This is a genomic window from Variovorax sp. YR566 (assembly GCF_051992195.1).
Taxonomy (GTDB): domain Bacteria; phylum Pseudomonadota; class Gammaproteobacteria; order Burkholderiales; family Burkholderiaceae_C; genus Variovorax.
In genome coordinates this window covers 2466498-2491986 of the sequence record NZ_CP197092.1, presented here as the reverse complement: position 1 = coordinate 2491986, position 25489 = coordinate 2466498, and the positions used below count along the sequence as shown (strand labels likewise).

Sequence of the window (25489 nt, the reverse complement as noted above, 5' to 3'; positions counted from 1 at the left end):
ATGAGTCTTTCGTTGATGGAAATCGTTGAAAACTGTTCTCAAGCCTGCGCCACGCGCCGTAGCAGGCCGCTGGTGGTGCGCGGCCAGCCCACGCGGCCGAACCAGGCGCCGCCCGCGATGGCCGATGCGATCACGATGCCGTACACCACGAGTGCCACGCCCTGCGCCGCGAACACGCCGGTGAGCCCGCCGCCCCAGCGCAGCGCCAGCCAGCCGCCCGTGCCGGCAACCGCCAGGCGCGCGATGTTGCCCAGCACCGGCCACAACAGCCGCCCCGCGCCCTGCGACGCGAAATACAGCACCAGCCCGACACCGAAGAAGCCATACAGCGGCCCCACCACGCGCAGGTAGTGCGCGCCGGTTTCGAGCATGGCTGGGTCATTGCCGAACAGCAGCAGCCACGGGCGCGGGAACAGTGCGGCCGCAATGCCGATGGTCTCGGTCAGCGCAAAAGCCAGCGCCGCGCCGGCCCAGGTGGCACGCAGCGCACGCTCGCGCTGCCCGGCGCCCATGCAGGTGCCGACCATCGCCACCAGCGGCGCGCCCAGCCCGAACACCAGGGGCACCAGCAGGTATTCGAGCCGCGAGGCCGTGCCGTAGCCAGCCAGCGCGCCCGAGCCGAAGTGCCCCGTCAGCGCAGTGGCAATACCGATCGACAGGTTGGTCGCCACCGTCGACACCGCGCCCACCAGCCCGATGCGCAGGATGTCGCGGAACAGCGGCCAGCGCAGCTTGAGCGCGGCCAGCGTGGGCCGCAGCAAACTGCGCGGCGAGCGCAGGTAGACGATGAGCGCGATGGAGCCCAGCAGGTAGTACAGCAGCAGCGCCATCGCGCCGCCCGCGATGCCCATGCCCGGCAGCGGCCCGACGCCGAAGATCAGCAGCGGCGACGCCGGAATGAGGAACACCACGCCCACCACCGTCACGTTGGCCGGCACAGACATGTTGCCGGTGCCGCGGATGATGGCCGAGAGCGAGTTGAAGAGCCACACCAGCGTCGCGCCCGCGAACACCCAGTTCGAGTACGTGAGCGCCGCGTCGAGCGCGGCCCCGGTGCCGCCCATGATTCCGTACAACCAGCGCCCGCCCAGCAGCAGCGCCAGCGTGAAGCACAGGCCGAAGCCCAGCGCGATGACGATGGCGTGCCACACCAGCGCGTCGGCATCGGCGCGGCGGCGTGCGCCGAGCGCACGGGCGATCGACGAAGCGATGCCGCCCCCCATCGCGCCGCTCGATGTCATCTGCATCAGCATGACGATGGGGAACACCAGTGCCATGCCCGCGAGCGCATTGGTGCCGAGCTTGCCGACGAAGTAGGTTTCGATGAGGCCGACGGAGGCCTGCGCCACCATCACCAGCACGTTGGGCGCGGCGAGGCGCAGCAGCGTGGGAACGATAGGCGCCTCTAGAAGGCGGCGTGTGCGCGGGTCGAGTTCAGTGGCGCTGTTTGGAGCGGTCATGGCGGGAACCTTGGTGCGTTCAGGCACGGGCCGCGGCGGAAGGCGTGACCGGCGAGCCGGCCTTCGCCGCCGGGCGGCGGATCATCATCACGATCAGCGCCGCCACCAGGCAGGCCGCGCCAGCCGCGTAGAGCGCCGGTGTGTAGGTCAGCAGCAGCGTGCGAGCAAAGCCGGCGCCATAGGCAGCCGTGGCGGCGCCCAGCTGGTGCGCGGCAAAGACCCAGCCGAACACCAGGCCCACCTTGGCGGGGCCGAAGGCGGCGCCCGCGAGCTTGACGGTCGGCGGCACGGTGGCGATCCAGTCGAGGCCGTAGAACATCGCGAAGATGCCCAGGCCGTAGATGGTGAATTCCGAATGCGGCAGCCAGAACAGCGACAGCCCGCGCAGGCCGTAGTACCAGAACAGCAGCTTGCGGTTGTCATAGCGGTCCGACAGCCAGCCCGAGAGGATGGTGCCGACGAAGTCGAAGGCGCCCATCATCGCGAGCACCGAGGCAGCGGGCACCGCGCCCATGCCGTTGTCGCCGCACAGCGAGATGAAGTGCGTCTGCACGAGTCCGTTGGTACTCAGGCCGCAGATGAAGAAGGTGCCGGCCAGGATCCAGAAGGTGCGGTTGGTCGACACCTCCTTCAGCACGCGGAACGGCGTGGCGAAATTCATCACTGGCGCTGCTGCGACGGGCGCTGCCGGCTGCGTGCCGGGCAGTTCGCCGTAAGGCAGCAGGCCGATGTCCGAAGGCCGGTTGCGCATGAGGCACAGCGCCAGCACGCCGATGAGGATGCTGCCGATCACGATCGGCACGATGGCCGAGCGCCAGCCCCAGTGTTCGATCATCCAGGCCGCGAACGGCAGGAAGGCCAGCTGCCCGGTCGCAGAACTCGCAGTGAGCATGCCGATCACCAGCCCGCGCCGCGCGACGAACCACCGGTTCGCCACCACCGCGCCGAGCACCAGCGCCGTCATGCCGGTGCCCAGGCCCAGCATCAGGCTCCACAGCACGAACAGCTGCCACAGCTGCGAGGCCATGGTGACCAGCGCCATGCCCATGCCGACGAGCGCCAGGCCGGTGCAGATCACCGCGCGCAGGCCGTAGCGCTCCATCAGCACCGCGGCGAACGGCCCCATGAGGCCGAACAGCGCGAAGCGCAGCGCGAGCGCCGAGGAGATCTGCTCGGTGCTCCAGCCGAACTCCTTGCCCAGCGGCTGCAGCATGGCGCCCGGCAGGCCCAGTGCGGCCGACATGGTCAGCATGGTCAGGAAGGTGATGGCGGCGACGATCCATCCGTAGTGGATGCCGCGGCGCTGGAGCCATGCGGAAACGGGGGTGGCGAACATGGGACCTCTGCTGTTGGAATGAGATGTGGAGGAGAAGAAAAAAACGGGAGCCGCGCGCGACGGAACGCGTGATGGGATGGGGTCGGGAAAGCGGTTGGAGGCGGGTCAGTCGTCGCCGTCGGGCACGTCTTCGGCGCCCAGCAGTTCCATCGACTCGTCGATCAGCAGGTGCAGCGCCAGCACGCGCTCCACACCCAGCAGCGCATTGAGCTTTTGCTGCGCGGTCTTCCAGTGGGCCAGCGCCTCGCGCCGTTTTTCTTCGCCCTCGGGCGTGACATGCACCAGCCGGCTGCGCGCATCGGCGCCGGCGGTCTGCGCGACCAGGCCCGCGACGATCAGCGGCTGCAGGTTGCGGCTCAGGGTCGAGGCGGTCATCTTGAGTTCGCCCGCCAGGTCGACCGGCCGCGAAGGGCCGAGCCGCGCGAGATTCGACAGCAGCGAGTACTGCGTGGTCTTCAAGCCGCTCTTCGACACCTCGGCGTCGTAGAACTGCGAAAGACGGCGCGAAAGCTGGCGCACCTTGAAGCTGGTGCAGCCGCGTGGCTTGGTGGGGGTGTCCATGGGATATTATTGTATGTGCAACTATTGCATATGCAACTACCACCCTACGCCAAAGCCCCCAGAAGGAACACAGGCATGACACAAAACCCCAACCAGCTCGAAGCCTGGATCGCCGAAGAACGCCGCATTGCCGAGCGCCTTGACGCCGGCCCAGGCCCCGGCCTCGCCCGCCCCGAACAAATCGCGGGCAAGACCGGCCTCGAAGTAATGCAGGCGATGCTGAACGGCGACATTCCCTACGCAGCCATCGCCAAGACGCTGGACTTCACGATCCTCGAAGTGCGCCAGGGCGTGGCCATCTTCCAGGGCACGCCGCTGCCGCAACACCTGAACCCGCTGGGCACCATCCATGGCGGCTGGGTCGCGACGATGCTCGATTCGGCCCTGGGCTGCTCCGTGCACACGATGATGCCGCCCGGGCGCGCCTACACCACGGCCGAGCTGAGCGTGAACTACGTGAAGGGCCTCACGCCCAAGGTGCAGCGCGTGCGCGCCGAAGGAAAGGTGATCCATTGCGGCAAGCAGCTTGCCACCGCCGAGGCCCGCCTCTACGGACCCGACGGCACGCTGTTCGCGCACGCCACGACCACCTGCCTGGTGTTCGAGGTGCTGCCAGCACGCTGAGCCCCTGCGCCCGGATTGCCATCGGGTTGGGCGGGAGAGCGTCAGCAGGAGGAAGCGGACGCCATCACATGCTGTTGAGCAGCGCAGGCACCGCACTTTGCGACGAGGCAGTAGGCCTTCGACCTGTAAGTCCAAAGGCGTCGCAACTCACACCTCCAGTGATAATTATTCTCATCCGAGACCTGCAACAGGCCTCGGAGCTTTCCAGAACACCCGCTCCCGGAGGATTCTCATGACCGAACGCTCAAGCGTCCAAGGCCGCGCCGCGCGCGCATTGTTCGCCACCAGCGCCGCCTGGCTTGCCGTCGCCGCCCTGCCCGCACAGGCTGCCGCAGCCGACGAACTCACGCTCTACACGACGCGCGAGCCCGCGCTGATCCAGCCGCTGATCTCGGCCTTCAGTGCGCAGAGCAACATCAAGGTCAACACCGTGTTCGTGAAAGACGGCCTGCTGGAGCGCGTCAAGGCCGAAGGCGCACGCTCGCCGGCCGACGTGCTGATGACGGTGGACATCGGCAACCTCATGGACCTGGTCGACGGCGGCGTGACGCAGCCGGTGAAATCGGCCGCGCTCGAATCGGCCATTCCGGCCAACCTGCGCGGCGCCGACGGCCAGTGGTTCTCGCTCTCGCTGCGCGCGCGTGTGCTGTATGCCGACAAGAGCCTGCCCCTCACGAGCTTCCGCTACGAGGACCTGGCCAACCCGAAGTACAAGGGCAAGGTCTGCATCCGCGCCGGCCAGCACCCCTACAACACCGCGCTGGTCGCCTCGCTGATCGCGCACGACGGCGAAGCCAAGGCCGAGCAGTGGCTGCGCGGCGTCAAGGCCAACCTGGCACGCAAGGCCACGGGCGGCGACCGCGACGTGGCGCGCGACATCCTCGGTGGCATCTGCGACGTGGGCCTGGCCAACTCGTACTACGTCGGCCAGATGAAGAGCGCTAAGGAAGGCACTGACGCGCGCAAGTGGGGCGACGCCATCAAGGTCGTGCGCCCGACCTTCGCCAATGCAAAAAGCGGCGGCACGCACGTCAACATCAGCGGCGCGGCCGTGGCAAAGAACGCGCCGCAGCGCGCCAACGCGGTCAAGCTGCTCGAGTTCCTGGTGTCGGAACCGGCGCAGTCGCTGTATGCGCAGACCAACTATGAATACCCGGTGCGCAAGGGAGTGGCACTCGACCCGATCATCGGCCAGACCATCGGCGAGCTGAAGGTCGATCCGCTGCCGCTGACCGAGATCGCGAAGTACCGCAAGCAGGCCAGCGCCCTGGTGGACAAGGTCGGCTTCGACCAGTGACATGGATGGCCGGGCACGCCTTGCCGGCGACTGAATGCTGACAGCGCGGCGCCAGCCGCTGGGCCTGCGCGCCGCGGGCCCGGCGTGGCGCTGCGCGTCGTTCCTGATCGCCATCGGCGTGCTCGCGCCGGTGCTCACGCTGGCTTGGCTCGCGTTCGGTTCGGGCGTCGGCCACTGGGGTCCGCTGTTCGCACATGTACTACCGCAGGCGGCGCTCAACACGGCCTTGCTGCTTACGGGGGTGGGCGCACTGGTGCTGGTGATCGGCACCGGCTGCGCGTGGCTGGTAACGGCGCACGACTTTCCGGGGCGGGGCGTGCTGCACTGGGCGCTGCTGCTGCCACTGGCCATGCCGACCTACATCGTCGCCTTCGCGTACCTCGATCTGCTGCACCCCATCGGCCCTGTGCAGGGCGCGATCCGCTGGGTGCTCGGCTTCGACAGCCCGCGCCAGTTCCGCCTGCCCGACCTGCGCTCGATGCCCGGCGCGATCTTCGTGCTGGGCTTCGTGCTCTATCCGTACGTCTACATGACGGCGCGCGCGATGTTCATGACGCAACCGGCGCACCTGATGGAAGCGGCGCGCATGCTCGGCGAAAGCCGGCGCGGCGCGTTCTTTCGCGTGGCGCTGCCGCTGGCGCGACCGGCGCTGGCCGTGGGGCTCAGCCTGGCGCTGCTCGAAACGCTCAACGACATCGGCGCTTCTGAATTCCTGGGCGTGAACACCTTGACGGTGGCGGTCTACACCACGTGGATCACGCGCTCCGACCTGGCCGGAGCAGCGCAGATTGCGTGCGCGATGCTGTTCGTGGTGGTGGCGCTGGTCTGGCTCGAACGCAACGGCCGGCAGCACCAGCGCTTCGGTTCGGCACAACGCATGCGCGCGGTGCAGCCACGGCGCCTGCATGGCGGCGCGGCCTGGGCTGCGACTGCGACAGCGGCGACGCCCGTGCTGATCGGCTTCGTGGCCCCTGCGCTCTACCTCGTCTGGGAAAGCGCCAAGCGGCTGCAGCAGGGCGGTGGCGTTTCCCGGGGTCTGATCGCGAGCCTCGGCAACACGCTGGCGCTGGCTTCAGGCGTCACCGTGGTCGCGGTGGCGGCGGGGCTGGTCGTCGCCTGGGCTTCGCGCAGCCAGGGCTCAAGCCTCAACCGTGCGCGCTGGCAGGCGCGTGTAGCAACTCTGGGCTATGCCGTGCCGGGCACAGTGCTGGCCATCGGGCTGCTCACGCCTGCGCTGGCCTTCGATGCCGCTCTGGCCACCGCGCTCGGCTGGCAGGGCCTGCCGCTGATGGGCGCCGGCGTCGTGCTGGTCGTGGCCTGCGCGATCCGATTTCTCGCGATGCCCGTGGGCGGCATCGAGGCCGGCCTCGCGCGCATTCCCCCCGCCATCGAGCAGGCCTCGCGCCTGCTTGGCGAAACCACCGCCGGCACGCTGCGCCGCGTGCACCTGCCGTTGCTGCGCCCCGCCATGGCTGCGGCCGCGCTGCTGGTGTTCGTCGACGCGATGAAGGAGCTGCCGGCCACGCTGCTGCTGCGGCCCGCCAACTTCGACACCCTCGCCACCTGGCTCTATGCCGAGGCCGCGCGCGGCACGTATGAAGAAGGCGCAATTGCCGCGCTCGCGATCGTGCTGGCCGGCCTGCTGCCCGTCGTGCTGCTTGCGCGCAACCAGCTGGGCACGTCCTCGCTCACACCTGGCCCCGACAAGACATGAGTTCTCCCCTGCACATCGATGCGATCCAGCTCGCCTACGACACGCCGCGCGGCCTGCACACGGTCGTCGATGGCTTCTCGCTGGCATTGAACGCGGGCGACATCGGCTGCCTGTTCGGCCCCTCGGGCTGCGGCAAGACGACGGTGCTGCGCGCCATCGCCGGCTTCGAGCCCGTGCGCGCCGGCACCGTCCGACTCGGCGACGTGCTGCTGTCGTCCGCGCAGAAGCACCTGCCGCCCGAGCAGCGGCGCGTGGGCATGATGTTCCAGGAGTACGCGCTGTTTCCGCATCTGTCGGCCGCGAAGAACGTGGCGTTCGGGCTGCGTCGCCTGGACCGTGCGGCGCAGCAATCGCGCGTCGCGGAAATGCTTGCGCTGGTCGGCCTGGCCGACGCGGGCGAACGCTACCCTCACGAACTCTCCGGCGGCCAGCAGCAACGCATTGCGCTGGCCCGCGCGCTCGCGCCCTCGCCCGCGCTGCTACTGCTCGACGAGCCCTTCTCCAACCTCGACGGCGGCACGCGCGAGCGACTGACGGCAGAAGTGCGCGGCATCCTGAAGCAGGCCGGCCAGACCGCGATTCTCGTTACGCACAACGAGGCCGAGGCGCACGCCATGGCCGACCGCATCGGCGTGATGCACGGGGGGCGCATCACGCACTGGCTCGACACGGCGGCCTAGCACACAGGGGCCTTTTCTCGAATGGGCTTATCGGGAAAAGGTTGTTCGGGATCGCAAGAATCGCGGCGTTCCAGACACACCCATCCCAAAGAACGGAAAGCCCCATGACGCGACAAGCCCTCACCCTCGTCAGCCACCTGCTGTGCCCGTACGTGCAGCGCGCCGCGATTGCGCTGAATGAAAAAGACGTGCCCTTCGAGCGCGTCGTGATCGACCTCGCCAACAAGCCCCAGTGGTTCCTCGACATCTCGCCGCTCGGCAAGGTGCCGCTGCTGAAGGTGCAGCGCCCCGATGGCAGCGAGGCCGTGCTGTTCGAAAGCAACGTGATCTGCGAGTACCTCGAAGAAACGCAGCCCGGCGCGCGCCTGCACCCCGAAGACCCGCTCACCCGCGCCGAGCACCGCGCCTGGATGGAGTTCGGCTCGGCCATCCTCGCCGACCTCTGGGGCTACGAGACCACGCAGGACGCAGCCGTGTTCGAGCAGAAGCGCCTCGCGCTCATCGCCAAGTTCGGGCGCGTCGAGGCTGCGCTGGGCGAAGGCCCCTACTTCGCAGGCCGCAGCTTCAGCCTCGTCGATGCGGTCTTCGCGCCGGTGTTCCGCTACTTCGAAGTATTCGACGCAATCAGCGACTCGCACGTCTTCGATGCCCTGCCCAAGGTCGATGCCTGGCGCAAGGCGCTGGCCGCCCGTCCCAGCGTGCGCAACGCCGTGGTGCCTGAGTACCCGCAGCACCTGATGGAATTCCTGCAGCGCCACCAGGCCCACCTGCTGACCCTGGCAGCTTGATCGCCGCGCCGGGAGGCAGACAATAGCGGCCTCCCTTTCCGATCTATCCCATAACTACACGGCACCACGAGATGCGACTCCTTCACACCATGCTGCGCGTTGGCAACCTCCAGCGCTCCATCGACTTCTACACCAAGGTGCTCGGTATGAACCTGCTGCGCACGTCCGAAAACCCCGAGTACAAATACAGCCTCGCCTTCATCGGCTACGGCAAGGGCAACCCCGACCAGGCCGAGATCGAGCTCACCTACAACTGGGGCACCGAAAGCTACGAACTCGGCACCGCCTACGGCCACATCGCGCTGGGCGTGCCCGATGCATACGCGGCCTGCGAGAAGATCAAGGCCGCGGGCGGCAACGTGACGCGCGAGGCGGGGCCGGTCAAGGGTGGCACCACGGTGATCGCGTTCGTCACGGACCCTGATGGCTACAAGATCGAGCTGATCCAGCGCGACGAAGGCGCCGCTGGCGGCGGCCTGCGCTGAACCTCGGCGGGACAGCCCATGGCAAGCACGAAGAAGCAGGCCACGACAACCCGCCATGTCGCGCTGCTGCGCGGCGTGAACGTCAACGGCATCACGATCAAGAGCGCCGATCTGAAGGCGCTCTTCGTCGAACTGGGCTTCGGCGCGGTGCGCACCGTGCTCGCCAGCGGCAACGTGCTGTTCGACACCAGCGAGAGCGACTCCGCCGCGCTGCGCACGCGCATCGAGCAGGCCCTGCGCAAGCGCTTCGGCTACGACGCGTGGATCGTGCTGCTCACGCAGAAGACCGTGGCCGAAATGGCGGCGGGCTACCCCTTCGAGCGCATCGACGAAGAACGCCATCCCTATATCGTGTTCGGCTCCGACGCCTCAATGCTCGATGAAATCGTGGAGAAGGCCGACACCGTCGATGCCGACGTTGAACAGCTGAAGCGCGGCAAGGGCGTGCTGTACTGGCAATGCCCGCGCGGCGAGAGTCTCGATACGCCGGTGGCCAAGCTGCTCGCCAAGACCCGCTACAAGTCGAGCACAACCACGCGCAACCTGCGCACGGTGGAGAAGCTGCTCACCGACTGATCAGCAGCCCAGCAGGTCGGCCAACTCGTTGATGTCGCGCGCATGCAGGTTGTTGTCCACCTGCGGCGACACATCCTTCGGCCTGGCGCGGCCGAATTCATGCGGGCGCTCGATGTAGGCCGTCTTCAGGCCGCACGTGCGCGCGGCGGCCAGGTCGTCGTGGTGCGCGGCGGCCAGCATCACCTGCCCGGGCGTTGCATCGAACACGCCCGCCACGCCGAGGTAGGTGCGCGGATCGGGCTTGTAGGCCTTGAACACCTCGGCCGACAGCACGCAGTCCCAGGGCAGGCCGGCGCGCTTGGCCATTTCGGTGAGCAGGCCGATGTTGCCGTTCGACAGCGTGCAGATGGTGAACTTCTTCTTGAGCCGCGTGAGCCCGGCCACCGAATCGGGCCACGCCGGCAGTCGATGCCAGGCACGGCTCAGGTCGCGCTTGGCGGCTGCGTCGAGGCGGTCGGCCAGGCTGAAGTCGTGCAGCACCTGTTCGAGCATGCTCAGGTGCAGTTCGTCGAGCAGCGTGAAGCCGCCCTCGCCCGCGGCGATGCGCTCCATCACTGCCTTCATCGCGGGCTGGTAGCCGGCACGCCATGCCAACGCGAAGGCTGCGCCGTCCACGCCCGGCAGTGCGCTCTCGGCCTCGGCGGCAATGCCGCTGTGCCAGTCGACCACCGTGCCGAAAACGTCGAACGCGATGACCTTGAGGTCGCTCGCGTCGAAATCAACGCCGCTCATGGCGATGCTCAGCGCGGCAGCTGGCTCGCGGCGCGTGCCAGTTGCTCGATGCGCGCCCAGTCGCCATCGCGGATCGCGTCGGTCGGCACGATCCACGAACCGCCCACGCAGGCCACGTTCGACAGCGCAAGAAACTCGGCTGCGTTGCCCGCATGGATGCCGCCCGTCGGGCAGAAGGTGACGTCGCCGAACGGACCCTGCCAGGCCTTGAGCATCGGCAGGCCGCCGGCCTGCAGCGCGGGGAAGAACTTCAGCTGCGTGTAGCCGTCTTCCTGCGCCGTCATGATTTCGCTGCCGGTGGCCACGCCGGGCAGCAGCGGCAGGCCGAGGTCGTGGCAGGCCTTGCCGACCGCGCGCGTGTAGCCCGGGCTCACGCCGAACTTGGCACCCGCCAGCGCCGAGGCTTGCGCATCGGCTGCGCTGCGGATGGTGCCGGCGCCGGCCACGGCTTCGGGCACGTCCTTGGCGATGGCCTCGATGCATTGCAGCGCCTGCGGCGTGCGCAGCGTGACTTCGAGCATGCGGATACCGCCGGCCACCAGCGCGCGCGCCAGCGGCACGGCGTCTTTCACGTCGTTCAGCACGATGACCGGAATGACCGGGGCGTCGCGCATCACGTCCAGCGCGGTGAGTTTTTCGTTCATAGCCATGAGCAGGCTCCTTCTTCTGCGGTCAATGCATTGCGGCGCATGCCGGCGAACAGTTCACGGCCGAGGCCGTGTCCGTCGGCGATGCGCTGCGCTTCGGGTTGCGTTGCGGTCTCGCGCGCTGCCCATTCGTCTTCGGGCAGCAACACGGCGAGCGTACCCGCGACGGAGTCGAGACGGATCAGGTCGCCGTCGCGCACCTTGGCAAGCGGGCCGCCCGCTGCCGCTTCGGGCGAGACGTGGATCGCGGCCGGAATCTTGCCCGACGCGCCGCTCATGCGGCCATCGGTGACCAGCGCCACGCGGAACCCCTTGCCCTGCAGCACCGACAGCGGCGGCGTGAGCTTGTGCAGCTCGGGCATGCCGTTGGCCTGCGGGCCCTGCCAGCGCACCACGCAGACCACGTCGCGCTCGAGTTCCCCGGCCGTGAATGCCTTCTGCAGCGCGGCCTGCGAGTCGAACACGCGCGCCGGGGCTTCGATGACGTGGCGGTCGTCGGGCACCGAGGACACCTTGATGACGCTGCGGCCGAGGTTGCCACTCAGCAGCTTCAGGCCGCCAGTGGCGCTGAACGGGCTCGCGACGGTGCGCGTGACGGCTTCGTTCTTCAGGGGCGCGGCGGGGGTCCATTGCAGGCGGTGCTCGCCCGCATCGCCTGCCAGCGCCGGAATGTTCGCGAATTCACGGATGCCACCCGAACGCACCGTCAGCACGTCGGCGTGCATGAGGCCGGCATCGACCAGTTCGCCGATCACGAAGCCGGGGCCGCCCGAGGCCTGGAACTCGTTCACGTCGGCGCTGCCGTTGGGGTACACGCGGCTCAGCAGCGGCACCACGTCGGAGAGCTTGGAGAAGTCGTCCCAGTCGATCAGGATGCCGGCGGCGCGCGCCACGGCCACCCAGTGGATCAGGTGGTTGGTGGAGCCGCCCGTGGCGAGCAGGGCGACCATGGCGTTGACGATGCAGCGCTCGTCGACCATCTCGCCGATGGGCGGGCAATTGAATGCTGCCTCGCCCGCCTTGCCCAGCACCGTGCGCACGGCCTCGCGCGTGAGCGTTTCGCGCATCGCGTCGCCGGGCTGGATGAAGGCCGTGCCGGGCACGTGCAGGCCCATGGCTTCGAGCAGCATCTGATTGCTGTTGGCGGTGCCGTAGAAGGTGCAGGTGCCCACCGTGTGATAGGCGGCCATCTCGGCGTCGAGCAGGCCCTGGCGGCCCACGAGGCCCTGCGCCGCCTGTTCGCGCACCTTCGACTTAGCGCCGTTCGACAGGCCCGAGGGCATCGGGCCGGCCGGCACGAACACGGTCGGCAAGTGGCCGAAGTGCAGCGCGCCGATCAGGAGGCCCGGCACGATCTTGTCGCACACGCCGAGCAGCAGTGCCGCATCGAACATGTCGTGCGTGAGCGCGACCGCGGTGCTCATGGCGATCAGGTCGCGGCTGAACAGGCTCAGCTCCATGCCGGGCGTGCCTTGCGTGACGCCGTCGCACATGGCGGGTACGCCGCCGGCCACCTGCGCGGTGGCGCCGAGGCGGCGAGCCTCCTGCTTGATGATGTCCGGGTAGCCCTGGTACGGCGCGTGGGCCGAGAGCATGTCGTTGTAGGCGGTGACGATGCCGATGTTGGGCGCGCGCTCGGTCACCACGCGGAACTTGTCGTTGGCCGGGATGCCGGCCACGGCGTGCGCCACGTTGGCGCAGCCCATGCGGTCGGAGCCGCGGTCGCGGTCGCGGATTTCGGCAAGGCGGGTGAGGTAGGCGCCGCGCAGCCCCTGGCTGCGCTCGCGGATGCGATCGGTAACGTCGCGGACGGTGGGGTTTGTGCTGCTGCTCATGGGGGTACGTGGCTCTTGCTGCATGTCGCCAGGGCGACTGTGGGCCTGGAGGCCCATGGTAACAAGCCGGGCGCGAAAGCCCGATGAAATCCGGGCGCCAGGCAATACGAATTTACCCATTCGCGCCTTGCAGGGAGGCGCACGCAAAAAAGCCCGGCGTTGCCGGGCTTCTTCTCTGATCTGGCAATCGGGGCGCGTGGCGCTCAGTCGACCAGCTTCACCTCGACACGGCGCGCCTCGGCGTTGTTGCCAGTGCCGGCCGTCACGGCGGGCTTCTGCAGGTCGACCTTGGCCGCCGGAACGCCCAGGCCCACGAGCACGTCGCGCACCATCTCGGCGCGCTTCTTCGCGAGCTGTTCGTTGATGGCGGCGTCGCCGGTGGTGTCGTGGAAGCCCGAGATCACCGCCTTGCGGCCGCTTTCGACGCCCTTGATGACCGCGGCCAGTGCTTCGGCGGCGCCCGGTGCGAGATCGGCGCTGCCGGTCGCGAAGTAGAAGCTCACCACGCCATCGACCACGCGGACGCTGGCGCCGTCGGGGATCGTGACCGTCACCGTCTCTGTGACCTCGGCCACCTTGGGCGCCGCTCCGGGTGCGGGCGCCGAGATTGTCACTGCCGCAGCGGGCTTGGCGGCCGCCGGGTTGTGCCCCTTGTGCCAGAGCACGATGCCCACCACGAAGAAGATCACCAGGGCGATCAGCGCCATGACGAATCCGATGATGAAATTCTGCTGGCTGTCGTCGTCGCTCATTGCGGGTCTTGCTCCGTAGGAAAGAGGTCGGTAAATAATGGTGCGGTGAACCATGATCAGGAAATTGTAGGCGTCGGCCCTGACACCCCCGTGTCGGACCCTGCGCCGAACCCCGGTCCGCCGGGACTCGACCCCATGCCCAAGCCCCTGCGCGACCCGCAGCCGATGCTCGAGCGCGCCATCGCCGACTGGGGCGGACATGAGGACCTCTGGCTCTTCGGCTACGGATCGCTGATCTGGCGGCCCGAATTCAGCTTCACTGAACGCCGACCTGCCTGGGTGCACGGCTGGCACCGCGCGCTGAAGATGTGGAGCCGCGTGAACCGCGGCAGCGTGCAGACACCGGGCCTCGTGTTCGGGCTGCTCTCGGGCGGCAGCTGCCGCGGCATGGTGTTCCGCGTGCCGAAGGCCGAGGGCCTCGAAACCCTGGGCCGGCTCTGGCTGCGCGAGATGCCGACCGGCGTGTACGACCCCAGGTGGCTGCAATGCGGCACGGCTGAAGGTTCGGTGCGCGCGCTGGCGTTCACGCTGTCGCGGCGCAGCCCCAACTTCACGGGCGAGCTCAGCGACGATCACTACCGCCACATCTTTACCCACGCCGTCGGCCGCTACGGCAGCTCGCTCGACTACGCGCAGCAGACGCTGCTGGAGCTGCAGCGGCATTCGATCCACGACGCGGCGCTGGCACGGCTGGTGGCGCTGGCCGCTGCAAAGGAACAGGAGCAGCGCCAGTCAGGGAACGCTGCTGATTGCGATGCACCGCAGGCTCCGGTATATGTTCCGGGGTCTCCAGACAAATCCGAATCCTCCCAACCTTCCGGACCCTCCAAGGAAAACACATGAACCAACGTCGTCTCATCGCCACCGGCGCCGCCCTCCTCGCCTCGGCCCTCCTGGCCGCCTGCGGCAGCATGGGCGGCAAGCCGAGCACGGCCGTCGAACTGGTGCCGACCGCCGCGATCACGCCCAACCCGACGCGTGGCACGGTGACCTTCACCGCCCTCGAGCACGGCGTGCGCGTGTCGGGCGAGGTGCGCGGCCTGGTGCCAGGCAGCGAGCACGGCTTCCACATCCACGAAAAGGGCGACTGCGGCGACAACGGCAATGCCTCGGGCGGCCACTTCAACCCGACCGGCGGCACGCACGGCAAGTTCGCCGCGCCAGGCAGCCATGCCGGCGAACTGCCGAGCCTGCGGGCCGACGCCAATGGCATGGCGCGCTTCAGCGTGGAAGACCACGCGATCTCGCTGACGCCGGGCGCTGCCAACAGCGTGGTCGGCCGCGCGCTGGTGGTGCACCGCGACCCCGACGACTTCACGACGCAGCCGGCAGGCAACTCGGGTCCGCGCATCGCCTGCGCCGTGATCGCAAAGCCCTGAGATCGAATAGAAAAGGCTAGGCGTTCACGCGCGCCAGCCACAGCGCCTCGGCCTGCGCCAGCGCCTCGGGCGTGTCGATGTCGGTGACCACGCCGACATCGTCCACCGCCAGGTCGGCGACCGAATCGATGGCGCGCATCGACCGCAGGATGGACGATGCGCCGAGGCCTCCCTCCAAGGTAGCGAGCTGCGCGCCGCACCCGGCGGCAAAGCCCACCGGATGCCCGCGCTCTCCCCGGTACTGCGGCTGCACGGCATTCACCCGGCCGCCAAGGGCAGCAGCCACGGCCTGCAGCGTCGCGGGCAGCACCAGCGGCAGGTCGCCCGGCAGGATCAGCCAGCCCTGCGCGTCGGACGTGGCACGCACGGCAGCCGCGATCGAGTCGCCCATGCCGGGGTGCCCCGCGTCTTCCACATGCCACGGCAGGCCGCTGGCGCGCACCGCGTCGAGCGTGCGCTCCAGCACCGGCTTGCCGGCGAGCAGAGCCTTCAGCTTCGATCCCGTGCCGCCGGCCGCGATGAAGCGCTCGCCGCGGCCCGAGGCCAGCACGATCACTACCGGGGAATTCGCCTTCTGTGTCGTCATGGGCCGAGTATGTGCGCAACAATCCCGGCATGACTTCTCCTCTCTCCAATGACGCACTGGCGGCACTGCGCAAGAGCTACGAGCGCGCAGAACTCGGCGAGGCCCACAGCGCCGGCGATCCGCTGAAGCAGTTCGAACGCTGGCTCACCGAAGCCATCGACGCGCAGGTGCCCGAGCCCAACGCGATGACGCTGTGCACCGTGGGCAGCGACCTGCGGCCGTCGAGCCGCATCGTTCTCATCAAGGGCTACGACGCGCGCGGCATCGTCTGGTACACCAACTACGAAAGCCGCAAGGGCCGCGAGCTGTCGGGCAATCCGTATGCGTCGCTGCAGTTCCACTGGGTCGAGCTGGAGCGCGTGGTGCGCATCGAGGGCCGCGTCGAGAAGGCGGGCGCCGAAGAGAGCGACGCCTACTTCGCAAGCCGACCGCTCGACTCGCGCATCGGCGCCTGGGCCAGCCCGCAGAGCGAAGTGATCAGCGGACGCGACGTGCTGGTGAAGAACGCGGCCGTGTTCGCCGCCAAGCACCTGCTCTCGCCGCCGCGGCCACCGCACTGGGGCGGCTATCGGCTGGTGCCCGACCGCTGGGAATTCTGGCAAGGCCGCAAGAGCCGGCTGCACGACCGGCTGCGCTACCGGCTCGAAGGCGGCGACTGGGTGCGCGAGCGCCTCGCCCCCTGAGCCGCGTTGTCAGGCCTCGCAGCCGACCACCTTGAATTCGACGCGCCGGTCCAGCGCGTCGCTCGCATCGTCGGCCCCTGTGCCGACGATGTTCTCGCGAAAGCCCATGCCCGATTCGCGCAGCTTCTTCGACAGCGGCGGCGCCTCACCCACCAGCCGGGCCTTCACGCTCACCGCGCGCTGCAGCGACAGCCGCTCGTTCACCGCCTCCGAGCCCGTGCGGCTCGTGTGGCCCGTGACCACCACGCACGAATCGATCTGCGCCGCCTGCCGCGCGATCTGGCGCAGCCACATCGGATAGGCGGTGCTGATCTTCGGATCGGAGAGGAAATCGGTCGAGCCCGGCTTGAACAGGAACTTCACGCTCAGGTTGTTGGTTTCGAGCCCCAGGCGCGCGATGGTGCCGAAGGTCTTCTCGGCATCGGCAGTGCGGCCGAGCTGCGATTGCGTGAGGTACAGCCCGCTGTAGATGCGCAGCTGCTGGCCGTCGGGCCGTTTCGACGCGGCCTCGTAGCGGCTCAGCGCCTCGCTCATGCGGCCGGCCTCGTAGGCAGCGGTGGCTTCCTGCAGCACGGTCGAGGTTGGCAGGCGCTCCAGGTACAGCGCGTCGGCGGCCTGGCCGGGTTGGGTTTCGGCGGTGCGGATGTAGCCCTCCACGCCGCGGTCCTTGCCGTTCACTGGACTGTCGCGGAAGAAGGCGGTGGGCCGCGTGTCGAGCGTGGCATCGCTGATGCGCGTGACCGACTGCGCGATCACCACGCCGCTCTTGATCTCGGTCAGCGCAAGGTTCAGCCGGTACGGCCCGCCAGAGGCGTCCTTGTCGCGCACCAGCGTGCCGTTCAGCACGTACTGTGCGTTGCCGATCTCGCTGGCATTGAACGGCGTAACGGTGAACTGCTTGAACTGCGCCTGCATGCGCTGGACGATGCGCTGCTCGGCCACGCGCGTCACCTCGGTCTGCTGGCCGCTCGCGCCTTCGAGCAGCGGGTCGATCACGATGCGGCGCTGCGTGAGCGTCGACTCCACCTTGGCCAGGAAGGCCGGCAGCTTCTGCGTCTGCACCATCAGGTCGTCCACTGCCTGGTTCACGGCCTGGTCGAAAGGCATGGCGTTGCCGGGCGCGGGGCGGTGCGCGCAGGCGGCGGCAAGCACGGCGGCAGCGCACAGCGCGAACACGCGCAGTGCCACGCGGACTCGTTGGGTGGTGGTCGTCATCAGCATTGGCTCCTCAATGTCTTCATGTCCTGGTCCGACAGCGGCTCGCCGACGGCGGCGCGCATGTTGATTTCGCTGCAGCGCTTCGATGGCGTGGGGCGCGGCGCGGCGGCTTCCCGTTGCACCGGCGGCGGTAGCGGCGGCGCGGCTGGCTGCTGTGCGCGCGTCCTGATCACCGGCTTCGGCTTCAGCGGCGTCTCGTCGGTCTTTTCAGACTTCTCGGCGGGCGACGGCTCGGCCGGCTCGCGCGGCACGTTCGCCGACAGGCACGGCGTGCGGCACGGCTTGGCCGCGCCAGCGGGCTCCGCGGCCTGCGCGGGACGGCCGTGCAGCGCGATCACCGTCGCGACCACCGCCATAGCAAGAAGGGGCGAAGAGCGCGCCGGGTGAATCATCAGCCGGCAAATGTAGGGTGCCGGCGGCCCCGCGCCATCTCGCCAAACGGCCACCCTGCCAAACGGCATAGGCGCGCGGCGAAGCGTTCTAAGGCGAAAGTCCGCTCAACGCCAAGGAGAAGAGACCGAAGGACTCAGGGCAGCCACTGCACACACATCATCACGAGCGTGAGCGTGACGAGCCCCAGCACCGTCGACACCGCGACGCTGGCCGTCACCAGGTCTTCGGACGTGCGGTAGCGCTGCGAGAACAGGAACACGTTGGCGCCAATGGGCAGCGCCGCTGCCACAACCATCACCGTGAGCGGAATGCCGCGCACGCCCAGCAGCCAGCCGATGACAGCCACCAGCAGCGGATGCAGCAGGTTCTTCACCAGCGCCTGCACCAGCGCGCCGCGCCAGTGCCGGCCGATGGGCGTGAGCGCGAGCGTGATGCCCACCATCACCAGCGCGATCGGCCCGAAAGCCTGGCCCAGCAGCTGGATCGGCTTGTCGATGACCTCGGGCATGACCAGCCCGGTCTGCGCGAACAACAGGCCCGCGATGATCGGCATCGGCACGGGGTGAATGATGGCGTTGCGCAGCGCGCGCATCACGGTGCGCGCCATCGACGGCCGCTTGTCTGCGCCAGCGGCGCCGGCCTGCTCGCGCGCGACGGCCAGCTCCAGCACCACCGTGGCGCTCGTCAGCAGCACCAGCGAATGCAGCGAAATCAACGTGAGCAGCACCACCATGCCCTCCTCGCCGTATGCGAGGCCGATCAGCGCGATGCCGATCATCACGGTGTTGCTGTAGGTGTTGGCCAGCGCGAGCACGGCCGCCGTGCGGTTGAACCCGCGCAGCGCCAGCGTGCCCGCGAACAGCAGGCCCGAGGCGATGAAGTACGCCGCCACGGGCTTGAGGCTCAACTGCTCGACGTGCACCGTGCTCATCGCGCGGAACAGCAGCGCAGGCGCGAGCAGCAGGAAGATGAGGTGCGACAGGTCTTTCACCGCATTGCCGCCGATCCAGCGGCGCTTGCCTGCCAGATAGCCGACAGCAATGAGCAGGACGACGGGGAGGAGCGAGGAGATGACGATGGAATTCACTCGGCGAGGATAGCCGAGGGACTCTTTCGTCTTCGCCCGCCCCTTGCGCCCTTAGAACGTCACGCGCAGGCCGACCTTCAGCGTCCGCCCCGGCAACGGCGCGTTCGGATACACCGTCGTCGTCAGGATCGAGGTCGCGCTGTAGGCCAGCTTGTTCGTGATGTTGTCCATGCGCGCATACCAGGTCAGGTTGGCGCGCTGCACCTTCATGCGGTATGTGATGGCCGCATTCCACAGCGTGTATGCATCGGTTTCGCGCGCGCCCACCGACGGAATGCGGTGCTGCGCTGCGTTGTAGTCGAAGCCGAAGCGCGCGCCCCACGGGCCGTTGGCATAGGCCAGCGTTGCGCCCAGGCGCAGCGGCGCGATGCGCGGCAGCGGCTCGCCGGTGTCGAGGTTCTTCGCGCGCACGATGTCGCCGCGCCACTCGAGGTCGAGCGTGCCCGCGTCGCCCATGCGCGCGAAGCCGTCGGTGCCCAGCAGGCGCAGGTTGCCGTTGGCCTCGATGCCGGTGAAGCGCGCGCGCACGCCGCTGTAGACGTACTCAGCCAGCGTGTCGGTGGCGCCGGGCTCGGCCACGTTGCCCTCTTCATCGAGGTTGCGCCCCGATGCCGTCAGGCCGATGTAGTTGCTGAAGCGCGTGACATACGCGTTGACGCGGGCCGTGTTGGGCCCCGACTTCCATTGAGCGCCCAGGTCGAGGCCGGTGGACTTTTCCTTCTTCAGGTTCGGGTCGCCCACTTCCCATGCGGCCGTTGCCACGTGGGGGCCGTTGGCCAGCAGCTCGTAGTCTTTCGGCGCGCGCTCGGTATAGGCGAGGTTCGAAGTCAGCTGCCACTGCGGCGCGAGGTTGACCAGCGCACCGAAGGCCGCACTGTGCGGATTGAAGGTGCGCTCGCCAACAGCAAAGCGCGTGACCGTCGGATCGTCCGGGTAGCCCAGCGAGCGGATGCGGACCTGCTCGGTGCGCGCACCGAAGCTCAGGCGGCCCCATGAAGTGCCGTACTCCTCGTACATGAACAGCGCGTTGGAGCGCGTGCGGCTGTGCGGCGCAAAGGCCTCCTCGCCGTCGGCGGCGAAGCGGTTGGTTTCGCTGCTGAAGCCGACCAGGCCTTCGAAGTTGCCGATCTTCTGGTGGCGCGCCTCGATGCGCAGGTCGTTGCTCATGTTCGAGAACGTGGTGCCGGCTTCGCCGCCCTCGAACTCGGTGTGGCGGTAGTCCGTGTGACTCAACTTCGCGTGGATGCTGCTGATGAAGCCGCCCGGGCGCCACTCGCCTTCGATCGCATAGCGGTCGGACTTCATGCCGATGGTCACGTCGTCTTCAGCCACGGTGCCGTACTTGCTGCGATAGGTGCTGACCGAGGCGCCGATGTAGCCCTGGTCGAAGAACATCGTGCCGCCGACGGCGCCGCCGTGCGCTTCGTTGGCTGAGTTGCAGATCTTGCGCGCAGTCCACGGCGAGCCGGGCTTGCTGCATTCGAGGGTGATCGGCACCGACACGTCCTTCGAGTCGCGGTTGAAGGCGTCGACGTGGATCGCCAGGCGGTCGTTGCCGCCTTCGAGCACCACGCCGCCGTTCTTCTCCTTGTTGCCGGTGGAGTAACCCAGGTCGGCGCGGCCGCCGAAGCCGTTGATCGGTTCCGTCGGAATGCGGTTGTCGATCACGTTGACCACGCCGCCGACGGCGCTGCCGCCGTACTGCAGCGCCGACGGGCCGCGCAGCACCTCGATGCGGTCGGTCACCAGTGCATCGACCGGCACGGCGTGGTCGTAGCTCAGCGCCGAGGCGTCGGGCGCGCCGCCGCCGTTCTGCAGGATGCGGATGCGGTCACCGTCCTGGCCGCGAATGATCGGGCGGCTGGCGTTGGGGCCGAAGTAGCTGCTGCTCACGCCGGGCACGTTGTCGAGCGTTTCGCCGAGCGTCGATTGGGAGCGCAGCAGCAGCTTGTCGCCCGACAGGGTGGTGGTCGGCGCGATCAGGTCGCTGGCGCCAAGCGGGTTGCCGGTGACGGTGACTTCGCGCAGGCTGGTGGCGTCGGCGGGTTGGGCCTGGGCAGCATCAGGAGTCTGCGTCTGGGCCTGGCTCGCGAAAGCGGCGAACGAAAGAACGGCAACGCCAATGGCGTTGCGACGGAAGTTATGGGACATGAATGGACACTCGTTGAATCAAGGGACGACCAGCCGCCACCGCGCAAGAAGCGGGTGCAGCAGTCGGAACACAGGGGATTCAGCGAGTGGAAGGCGGGCCGCGCGCGTCGAACAGCGCGACCCAGCGGGCGATGACCTCGCCCTGCAGGAAAGCAAAGGTGGCCGACGGCAGCAGCATCGGCAGCACCACCAGCGGCACGCCGGGCACGCTGGAGCCGTGCGAGAGCTGGTCGTACAGGCGGCACTCGGCGTCGGTGTGCTCGCCGAACAGCCCGGCCAGGTGGTGGCCCGCATGCTTGTGGGCAACCTGCGCGGCCTGCTCCGCAGCGGCCGGCAGGCCCGGCACATGCAGCGAGCGGTGCATCAGCCCCAGCGTGCCCGCGAACCACACCGCGACCATCAGCGCGATGACGAGCGCGCAGGTCGAACGGGTCCGGGGTTGATGGATGGCGAGGTGCACAGGGCGCGAGTCTTGATGGCCGGTCAGGCCTTCAGGCGCGAGGCGAAGGTCTTCTGGAACTTCTCGACCTTCGGGCCCACGACGAATGCGCAGTAGCCCTGGTTCGGGTTGTTCAGGAAGTAGTCCTGGTGGTAGGCCTCGGCCGTCGAGTAGTTGGCGAGCTTTGCCACTTCGGTGACAACGGGCGAGTGATAGGTCTTGCTGGCCTCGATCTCGCGGATGACCCCTTCGGCCACCTCTTTCTGGGCGTCGCTGGTGTAGTAGATGCCGCTGCGGTACTGGGTGCCGACGTCGTTGCCCTGGCGGTTGAGCGTGGTCGGGTCGTGCACGACGAAGAAGATTTCGAGGATTTCGCGCAGGCTGATCTGCGCCGGGTCGAAATCGAGCTTCACCACCTCGGCATGGCCGGTGCGGCCGGTGCAGACCTGCTCATAGGTCGGGTTGACGGTCTGGCCGTTGCAATAGCCCGATTCCACGTCCAGCACGCCCTGCACCCGGTCGAACACCGCCTCGGTGCACCAGAAGCAGCCACCGCCCAGCACGATGGTTTCGGTCGGCGACGGTGAAGTGGACATGGTGCTGCTCCGGCAGGTTGGAAAAAGACGAACCCGATATTGTCGCGGCTTGACGTGACGGATGCCGGTCACTACATTACTAACCCGCGAGTCATTAACACCATGCCCACGCCCCGCTCCTTCGTCGAAAAGATCTGCCCGGTGCACGCCAAGCGCGAGCGCCGGAAAGAGGCGCGTCCGGGCGAACTGCTGGCCGCCGCGCTCGATCTGTTCGTCGAAAAGGGCTTTGCCGCCACCCGTTCCGAGGAAGTGGCGGCGCGTGCCGGCGTCTCCAAGGGCACCCTCTTTCTTTACTTTCCGAGCAAGGAAGAGCTGTTCAAGGCCGTGGTCATGGAAAACCTCGGCGGCCGTTTCACGGAGTGGAATGCCGAGTTCGAGGCCTTCGAAGGCACCACGGCCGAGATGCTGCGCTACTGCATGAGCGTGTGGTGGGAGCGCGTCGGCAAGACCCAGGCCTCGGGCCTGACCAAGCTCATGATGAGCGAGGGCGCCAACTTTCCCGAACTGGCGGAGTTCTACCGCCGCGAGGTGGTCCGGCCCGGCCACGAGCTGCTGCGGCGCATTTTCAAGCGCGGCATCGACAGCGGCGAGTTCGCGCCGATGGACATCGACCACGCGATCTATTCGGTGGTGGCGCCCATGGTCTTCCTCATGCTCTGGAAGCATTCGGCCATGGTCTGCGTCGACGGCGCATCGGCGCTCGACCCCGAAAAGTACCTCGCCGTGCAGGCCGACGTGGTGATCAACGGGCTCAGCGCGCACCCCGGAAGGCCGAGCGTGCCGCCGGTGTCACCGCCGGCACCTAAAATTGAAGGTTTGTCCTGAGCCCACTAGGAAAACCACGCCATGAACCCCACCCCCACCCTCGAGCGCTTGCGCTTCAACATGATCGAACAGCAGATCCGCCCCTGGGATGTGCTGGAAACGGACATCCTCGAACTGCTGGCCGAAATCCACCGCGAAGACTACGTGCCGGAAGAACACCGCACGCTGTCCTTCTTCGACATGGAGCTGCCCCTGCTCGACGGCTCCGTGCCCGGCGAATTCATGCTGTCGCCCAAGGTCGAGGCCCGCACGCTGCAAGACCTGCACATCCAGAAGCACGAATCGGTGCTCGAAATCGGCACCGGCTCCGGCTTCATGGCCGCCCTGCTGGGTGCCCGCGCCGCCCAGGTGCTGTCGCTTGAAATCAACCCCGTGCTGGCCGCCCGCGCCGCCGAGACGCTGCGCCGCAACGGCGTGACCAACGTCGAAGTGCGCAATGCCGACGGCGCCGTGCCCCTGGCCAGCGGCCCGAGCTTCGACGTGATCGTGCTCAGCGGCTCGGTCGCCCGCATTCCGCAGAACCTGCTGGGTTCGCTCAAGGTCGGCGGCCGCCTCTCGGCCATCGTGGGCGAAGAGCCGATGATGCGCGCCCACTTCGTCACCCGCTCGAGCGAGAGCAAGTGGGACACCATCCAGCCCTGGGACATCGTGGCCCCGCGCCTGCTGAACTTCCCCGAGCCCTCGCGCTTCTCGTTCTGAGCCGCGGTTGACCGAATGATCGACCAAGTCCGCCCCGCCGACCTTGCCGCCTGGTTCGCCCAGAACGCCGATGCCACCCCCGTGCTGCTCGACGTGCGCGAGCCCTGGGAACTGCAGACGGCGAGCGTCGCGCCCCAGGGCTTCACCCTGGTGGCGATTCCGATGAACGAGATTCCCGGGCGGCTGGCCGAACTGAATGGCGGCCAGCCCGAACTTCGAATTGCATGCCTGTGCCATCACGGCGCGCGCAGCCAGCGCGTGGCCGCCTTTTTGAACCAGAACGGCTTTGACCAGCTCGCCAACGTGGCGGGCGGCATCGACGCCTGGTCTTCGCACGACCCCTCGGTCCCGCGCTACTGATTCTTTCTTCAAGGACGTTCAATGCCTTCCAGGCCCCGGCTTTCGCCTCTTTCCGCAGCGCTCGCAAGCATCTTCGCAGCCCTGCTCGCAACGCCGGCCCTGACCCAGGCCCAGACACTGAACGAACTCTATGACGCCGCCCGCGGCTACGACGCCACCTACCAGGGCGCACGGGCCCAGTACGAGGCCAACGTCGCGCGTGCCGCGCAGGCCAAGGCCGGCATCCTTCCCGCCGTGGGGCTCACGGCCGGCGTGACGCGCAGCGACCTCGACATCGACACCCTCACGGGCAGCGGCCGCGGTACCACCACGCCGCGCGACTTCAACACGCAGAACGTCGGCATCAACGCCACGCAGCCGCTGTACCGGCCGGCCAACTGGGCCACGTACGAGCAGGGCAAGCGCCAGGCCGACATCGCTCAGGCGGTGCTCACCATTGCCGAGCAAGACCTGATCGTGCGCGTGAGCCAGGCGTATTTCGACGTGCTCGCAAGCCAGGACAGCCTGGCGCTCGTGCGCGCGCAGAAGGTCGCCGTGGCCGAGCAGCTGGCGTCGGCCAAGCGCAACTTCGAGGTCGGCACCTCCACCATCACCGACTCGCGCGAGGCGCAGGCCCGCTACGACCTCGTGATCGCGCAGGAGATTGCGGCCGAGAACGACCTGCAGGTGAAGAAGATCGTGCTCGACCAGTTGGTCGGCCGCCCCGGCAGCGTGCCGGTGCCGCTGCGGGTGCCGGTAGTGCTGCCCGCCGCCGTGCCCGCGGACATCAACGCATGGGTCGCGCAGGCTGACGAGGTGCATCCCTCGATCCAGCAGGCCCGCCTGGGCCTCGACGTGGCCGGGCTCGAAGTGGACAAGGCCAAGGCCGGCCACAAGCCCACGCTCGACGCCAACCTGGGCTACAACGTCACGCGCAACCCGACGGGCACCAGTACCAGCACCGTGGGCACCCGCGTCAACGCGACCACGGTCGGCGTGACCTTCAACCTGCCGCTGTTCGCCGGCTTCGCCACCGAAAACCGCATCAAGGAAACGCTGGCGCTCGAAGACCAGTCGCGCAGCGTGCTCGACGGCACCCGCCGCAGCGTGGCGCAGGCCACCCGCGCGGCCTACCTCGGGCTCGTCTCCGGCGCGGGACAGGTGAAGGCGCTGGAAGCGGCCGAGGCGTCGAGCCAGAGCGCGCTCGACGCCAACCGGCTCGGCTACCAGGTGGGCGTGCGCATCAACATCGACGTGCTGAACTCGCAGAGCCAGCTGTACCAGACCAAACGCGACCTGGCGCAGGCGCGCTACAACGTGCTGCTTGGCAACCTGAAGCTGCGCCAGGCCAACGGCACGCTGACGACCGACGACATGAATGCGATCAACGCGACGCTGGCGAGCAACGGCAGCGTGCCGGCCGTGCCTTCGGCCACCGGGCCTGATCGCAGCACCTCGGTGCCGCCTGCGACAACCGTGACGCCGCCGAGCATTCCGGTGATCCCGCCGGTGCCGGTGCAGCCGTTCAATCCGCCGGCGCCGACGATGCCGACAGCACCCGTGCCGCCGGTGATCCTGAACCCGCCGGTGCGCTGAACGCGCGCCGC

The 25489-nt window shown here is 68.2% G+C and carries 28 protein-coding genes; 14 read left to right on the top strand and 14 right to left on the bottom strand.

Features of this window, described 5'->3' with window-relative positions:
- Nucleotides 1-38: 38 nt before the first annotated feature.
- The 3 genes from ACTG4X_RS11570 to ACTG4X_RS11560 form a co-directional block, all read right to left on the bottom strand.
- Nucleotides 39-1460: an MATE family efflux transporter gene (locus ACTG4X_RS11570; RefSeq protein WP_440533851.1), complete on the bottom strand. Its 1422-nt coding sequence runs from the start codon at nucleotides 1458-1460 to the stop codon at nucleotides 39-41.
- Between the two features lie 19 nt (nucleotides 1461-1479).
- Complete coding sequence (locus tag ACTG4X_RS11565) at nucleotides 1480-2796, bottom strand: MFS transporter (RefSeq protein ID WP_440533850.1); 1317 nt, start codon at nucleotides 2794-2796, stop codon at nucleotides 1480-1482.
- Between the two features lie 105 nt (nucleotides 2797-2901).
- Nucleotides 2902-3357: a MarR family winged helix-turn-helix transcriptional regulator gene (locus tag ACTG4X_RS11560; RefSeq protein WP_093058264.1), complete on the bottom strand. Its 456-nt coding sequence runs from the start codon at nucleotides 3355-3357 to the stop codon at nucleotides 2902-2904.
- A gap of 75 nt (nucleotides 3358-3432) precedes the next feature.
- Between ACTG4X_RS11560 and ACTG4X_RS11555 the strand changes: the two genes are divergently transcribed.
- The 7 genes from ACTG4X_RS11555 (at nucleotide 3433) to ACTG4X_RS11525 (ending at nucleotide 9521) form a co-directional block, all read left to right on the top strand.
- Complete coding sequence (locus ACTG4X_RS11555) at nucleotides 3433-3981, top strand: PaaI family thioesterase (protein WP_426392077.1); 549 nt, start codon at nucleotides 3433-3435, stop codon at nucleotides 3979-3981.
- Between the two features lie 232 nt (nucleotides 3982-4213).
- On the top strand, nucleotides 4214-5278 hold the full coding sequence (locus ACTG4X_RS11550) for a Fe(3+) ABC transporter substrate-binding protein (protein ID WP_093078822.1): 1065 nt from the start codon (nucleotides 4214-4216) through the stop codon (nucleotides 5276-5278).
- Nucleotides 5279-5312: 34 nt separating this feature from the next.
- The gene (locus tag ACTG4X_RS11545; protein WP_440533849.1) at nucleotides 5313-6992 is read left to right on the top strand and encodes an ABC transporter permease; all 1680 of its coding nucleotides are present in this window, start codon (nucleotides 5313-5315) and stop codon (nucleotides 6990-6992) included.
- Nucleotides 6989-7672, top strand: a complete 684-nt coding sequence (locus tag ACTG4X_RS11540) for an ABC transporter ATP-binding protein (protein WP_307617175.1) — start codon at nucleotides 6989-6991, stop codon at nucleotides 7670-7672. Before ACTG4X_RS11545 ends, ACTG4X_RS11540 begins: the two co-directional genes overlap by 4 nt.
- Nucleotides 7673-7776: 104 nt before the next feature.
- On the top strand, nucleotides 7777-8460 hold the full coding sequence (locus ACTG4X_RS11535; RefSeq protein WP_093058259.1) for a glutathione S-transferase family protein: 684 nt from the start codon (nucleotides 7777-7779) through the stop codon (nucleotides 8458-8460).
- Nucleotides 8461-8531: 71 nt separating this feature from the next.
- On the top strand, nucleotides 8532-8945 hold the full coding sequence (gene gloA, locus ACTG4X_RS11530) for a lactoylglutathione lyase (RefSeq protein ID WP_081268016.1): 414 nt from the start codon (nucleotides 8532-8534) through the stop codon (nucleotides 8943-8945).
- 18 nt (nucleotides 8946-8963) lie between these two features.
- Complete coding sequence (locus ACTG4X_RS11525) at nucleotides 8964-9521, top strand: DUF1697 domain-containing protein (protein WP_440533848.1); 558 nt, start codon at nucleotides 8964-8966, stop codon at nucleotides 9519-9521.
- Here the strand turns inward: ACTG4X_RS11525 and ACTG4X_RS11520 are convergent, their stop codons facing one another.
- The 4 genes from ACTG4X_RS11520 to ACTG4X_RS11505 all read right to left on the bottom strand — a co-directional run bounded on the left by ACTG4X_RS11520 (nucleotide 9522) and on the right by ACTG4X_RS11505 (nucleotide 13487).
- On the bottom strand, nucleotides 9522-10253 hold the full coding sequence (locus tag ACTG4X_RS11520; RefSeq protein WP_440533847.1) for a haloacid dehalogenase type II: 732 nt from the start codon (nucleotides 10251-10253) through the stop codon (nucleotides 9522-9524).
- An 8-nt stretch (nucleotides 10254-10261) separates the two neighbouring features.
- On the bottom strand, nucleotides 10262-10903 hold the full coding sequence (eda, locus tag ACTG4X_RS11515) for a bifunctional 4-hydroxy-2-oxoglutarate aldolase/2-dehydro-3-deoxy-phosphogluconate aldolase (protein ID WP_093058255.1): 642 nt from the start codon (nucleotides 10901-10903) through the stop codon (nucleotides 10262-10264).
- Nucleotides 10894-12735, bottom strand: coding sequence for a phosphogluconate dehydratase (edd, locus tag ACTG4X_RS11510; RefSeq protein ID WP_440533846.1), 1842 nt, complete (start codon nucleotides 12733-12735; stop codon nucleotides 10894-10896). The genes eda and edd overlap by 10 nt, the downstream gene beginning before the upstream one ends.
- A gap of 203 nt (nucleotides 12736-12938) precedes the next feature.
- Nucleotides 12939-13487: an OmpA family protein gene (locus ACTG4X_RS11505; protein WP_093058253.1), complete on the bottom strand. Its 549-nt coding sequence runs from the start codon at nucleotides 13485-13487 to the stop codon at nucleotides 12939-12941.
- Between the two features lie 135 nt (nucleotides 13488-13622).
- On the opposite strand from ACTG4X_RS11505, the gene ACTG4X_RS11500 reads away from it, so the two are divergent.
- Together ACTG4X_RS11500 and ACTG4X_RS11495 are read left to right on the top strand one after the other, a co-directional pair.
- The gene (locus ACTG4X_RS11500) at nucleotides 13623-14330 is read left to right on the top strand and encodes a gamma-glutamylcyclotransferase (RefSeq protein ID WP_440533845.1); all 708 of its coding nucleotides are present in this window, start codon (nucleotides 13623-13625) and stop codon (nucleotides 14328-14330) included.
- Entirely contained in the window at nucleotides 14327-14866 is a 540-nt protein-coding gene (locus ACTG4X_RS11495) for a superoxide dismutase family protein (protein WP_093058251.1), read from the top strand. Before ACTG4X_RS11500 ends, ACTG4X_RS11495 begins: the two co-directional genes overlap by 4 nt.
- 16 nt (nucleotides 14867-14882) lie before the next feature.
- Here the strand turns inward: ACTG4X_RS11495 and ACTG4X_RS11490 are convergent, their stop codons facing one another.
- Nucleotides 14883-15452: a nucleotidyltransferase family protein gene (locus ACTG4X_RS11490; protein WP_093078836.1), complete on the bottom strand. Its 570-nt coding sequence runs from the start codon at nucleotides 15450-15452 to the stop codon at nucleotides 14883-14885.
- Between the two features lie 29 nt (nucleotides 15453-15481).
- Between ACTG4X_RS11490 and pdxH the strand changes: the two genes are divergently transcribed.
- Nucleotides 15482-16135 (top strand): pyridoxamine 5'-phosphate oxidase, encoded by a 654-nt coding sequence (gene pdxH / locus ACTG4X_RS11485; RefSeq protein WP_440533844.1) that lies wholly within the window; start codon nucleotides 15482-15484, stop codon nucleotides 16133-16135.
- Nucleotides 16136-16144: 9 nt separating this feature from the next.
- On the opposite strand, the gene ACTG4X_RS11480 is transcribed toward pdxH, so the two are convergent.
- The 6 genes from ACTG4X_RS11480 to msrA form a co-directional block, all read right to left on the bottom strand.
- The gene (locus ACTG4X_RS11480) at nucleotides 16145-17356 is read right to left on the bottom strand and encodes an OmpA family protein (RefSeq protein WP_093058249.1); all 1212 of its coding nucleotides are present in this window, start codon (nucleotides 17354-17356) and stop codon (nucleotides 16145-16147) included.
- Nucleotides 17350-17745, bottom strand: coding sequence for a hypothetical protein (locus ACTG4X_RS11475; RefSeq protein ID WP_440533843.1), 396 nt, complete (start codon nucleotides 17743-17745; stop codon nucleotides 17350-17352). The genes ACTG4X_RS11480 and ACTG4X_RS11475 overlap by 7 nt, the downstream gene beginning before the upstream one ends.
- 134 nt (nucleotides 17746-17879) lie before the next feature.
- Nucleotides 17880-18833: an AEC family transporter gene (locus ACTG4X_RS11470; protein WP_093058248.1), complete on the bottom strand. Its 954-nt coding sequence runs from the start codon at nucleotides 18831-18833 to the stop codon at nucleotides 17880-17882.
- A gap of 51 nt (nucleotides 18834-18884) precedes the next feature.
- Nucleotides 18885-20984: a TonB-dependent receptor gene (locus ACTG4X_RS11465; protein WP_440533842.1), complete on the bottom strand. Its 2100-nt coding sequence runs from the start codon at nucleotides 20982-20984 to the stop codon at nucleotides 18885-18887.
- 79 nt (nucleotides 20985-21063) lie between these two features.
- Nucleotides 21064-21444, bottom strand: a complete 381-nt coding sequence (locus ACTG4X_RS11460; protein WP_097199630.1) for a hypothetical protein — start codon at nucleotides 21442-21444, stop codon at nucleotides 21064-21066.
- A gap of 23 nt (nucleotides 21445-21467) precedes the next feature.
- Entirely contained in the window at nucleotides 21468-22019 is a 552-nt protein-coding gene (msrA, locus tag ACTG4X_RS11455) for a peptide-methionine (S)-S-oxide reductase MsrA (RefSeq protein ID WP_440533841.1), read from the bottom strand.
- 102 nt (nucleotides 22020-22121) lie between these two features.
- Here msrA and ACTG4X_RS11450 point away from each other — a divergent pair, with 102 nt between their 5' ends.
- The 4 genes from ACTG4X_RS11450 to ACTG4X_RS11435 are packed head-to-tail and all read left to right on the top strand — an operon-like array spanning nucleotide 22122 to nucleotide 25478.
- Complete coding sequence (locus ACTG4X_RS11450) at nucleotides 22122-22844, top strand: TetR/AcrR family transcriptional regulator (RefSeq protein WP_440533840.1); 723 nt, start codon at nucleotides 22122-22124, stop codon at nucleotides 22842-22844.
- A gap of 21 nt (nucleotides 22845-22865) precedes the next feature.
- Nucleotides 22866-23543: a protein-L-isoaspartate O-methyltransferase family protein gene (locus ACTG4X_RS11445; protein WP_093058243.1), complete on the top strand. Its 678-nt coding sequence runs from the start codon at nucleotides 22866-22868 to the stop codon at nucleotides 23541-23543.
- Nucleotides 23544-23558: 15 nt separating this feature from the next.
- The gene (locus ACTG4X_RS11440) at nucleotides 23559-23903 is read left to right on the top strand and encodes a rhodanese-like domain-containing protein (RefSeq protein WP_093078848.1); all 345 of its coding nucleotides are present in this window, start codon (nucleotides 23559-23561) and stop codon (nucleotides 23901-23903) included.
- A 21-nt stretch (nucleotides 23904-23924) separates the two neighbouring features.
- Complete coding sequence (locus ACTG4X_RS11435; RefSeq protein WP_440533839.1) at nucleotides 23925-25478, top strand: TolC family outer membrane protein; 1554 nt, start codon at nucleotides 23925-23927, stop codon at nucleotides 25476-25478.
- Nucleotides 25479-25489 lie beyond the last annotated feature (11 nt).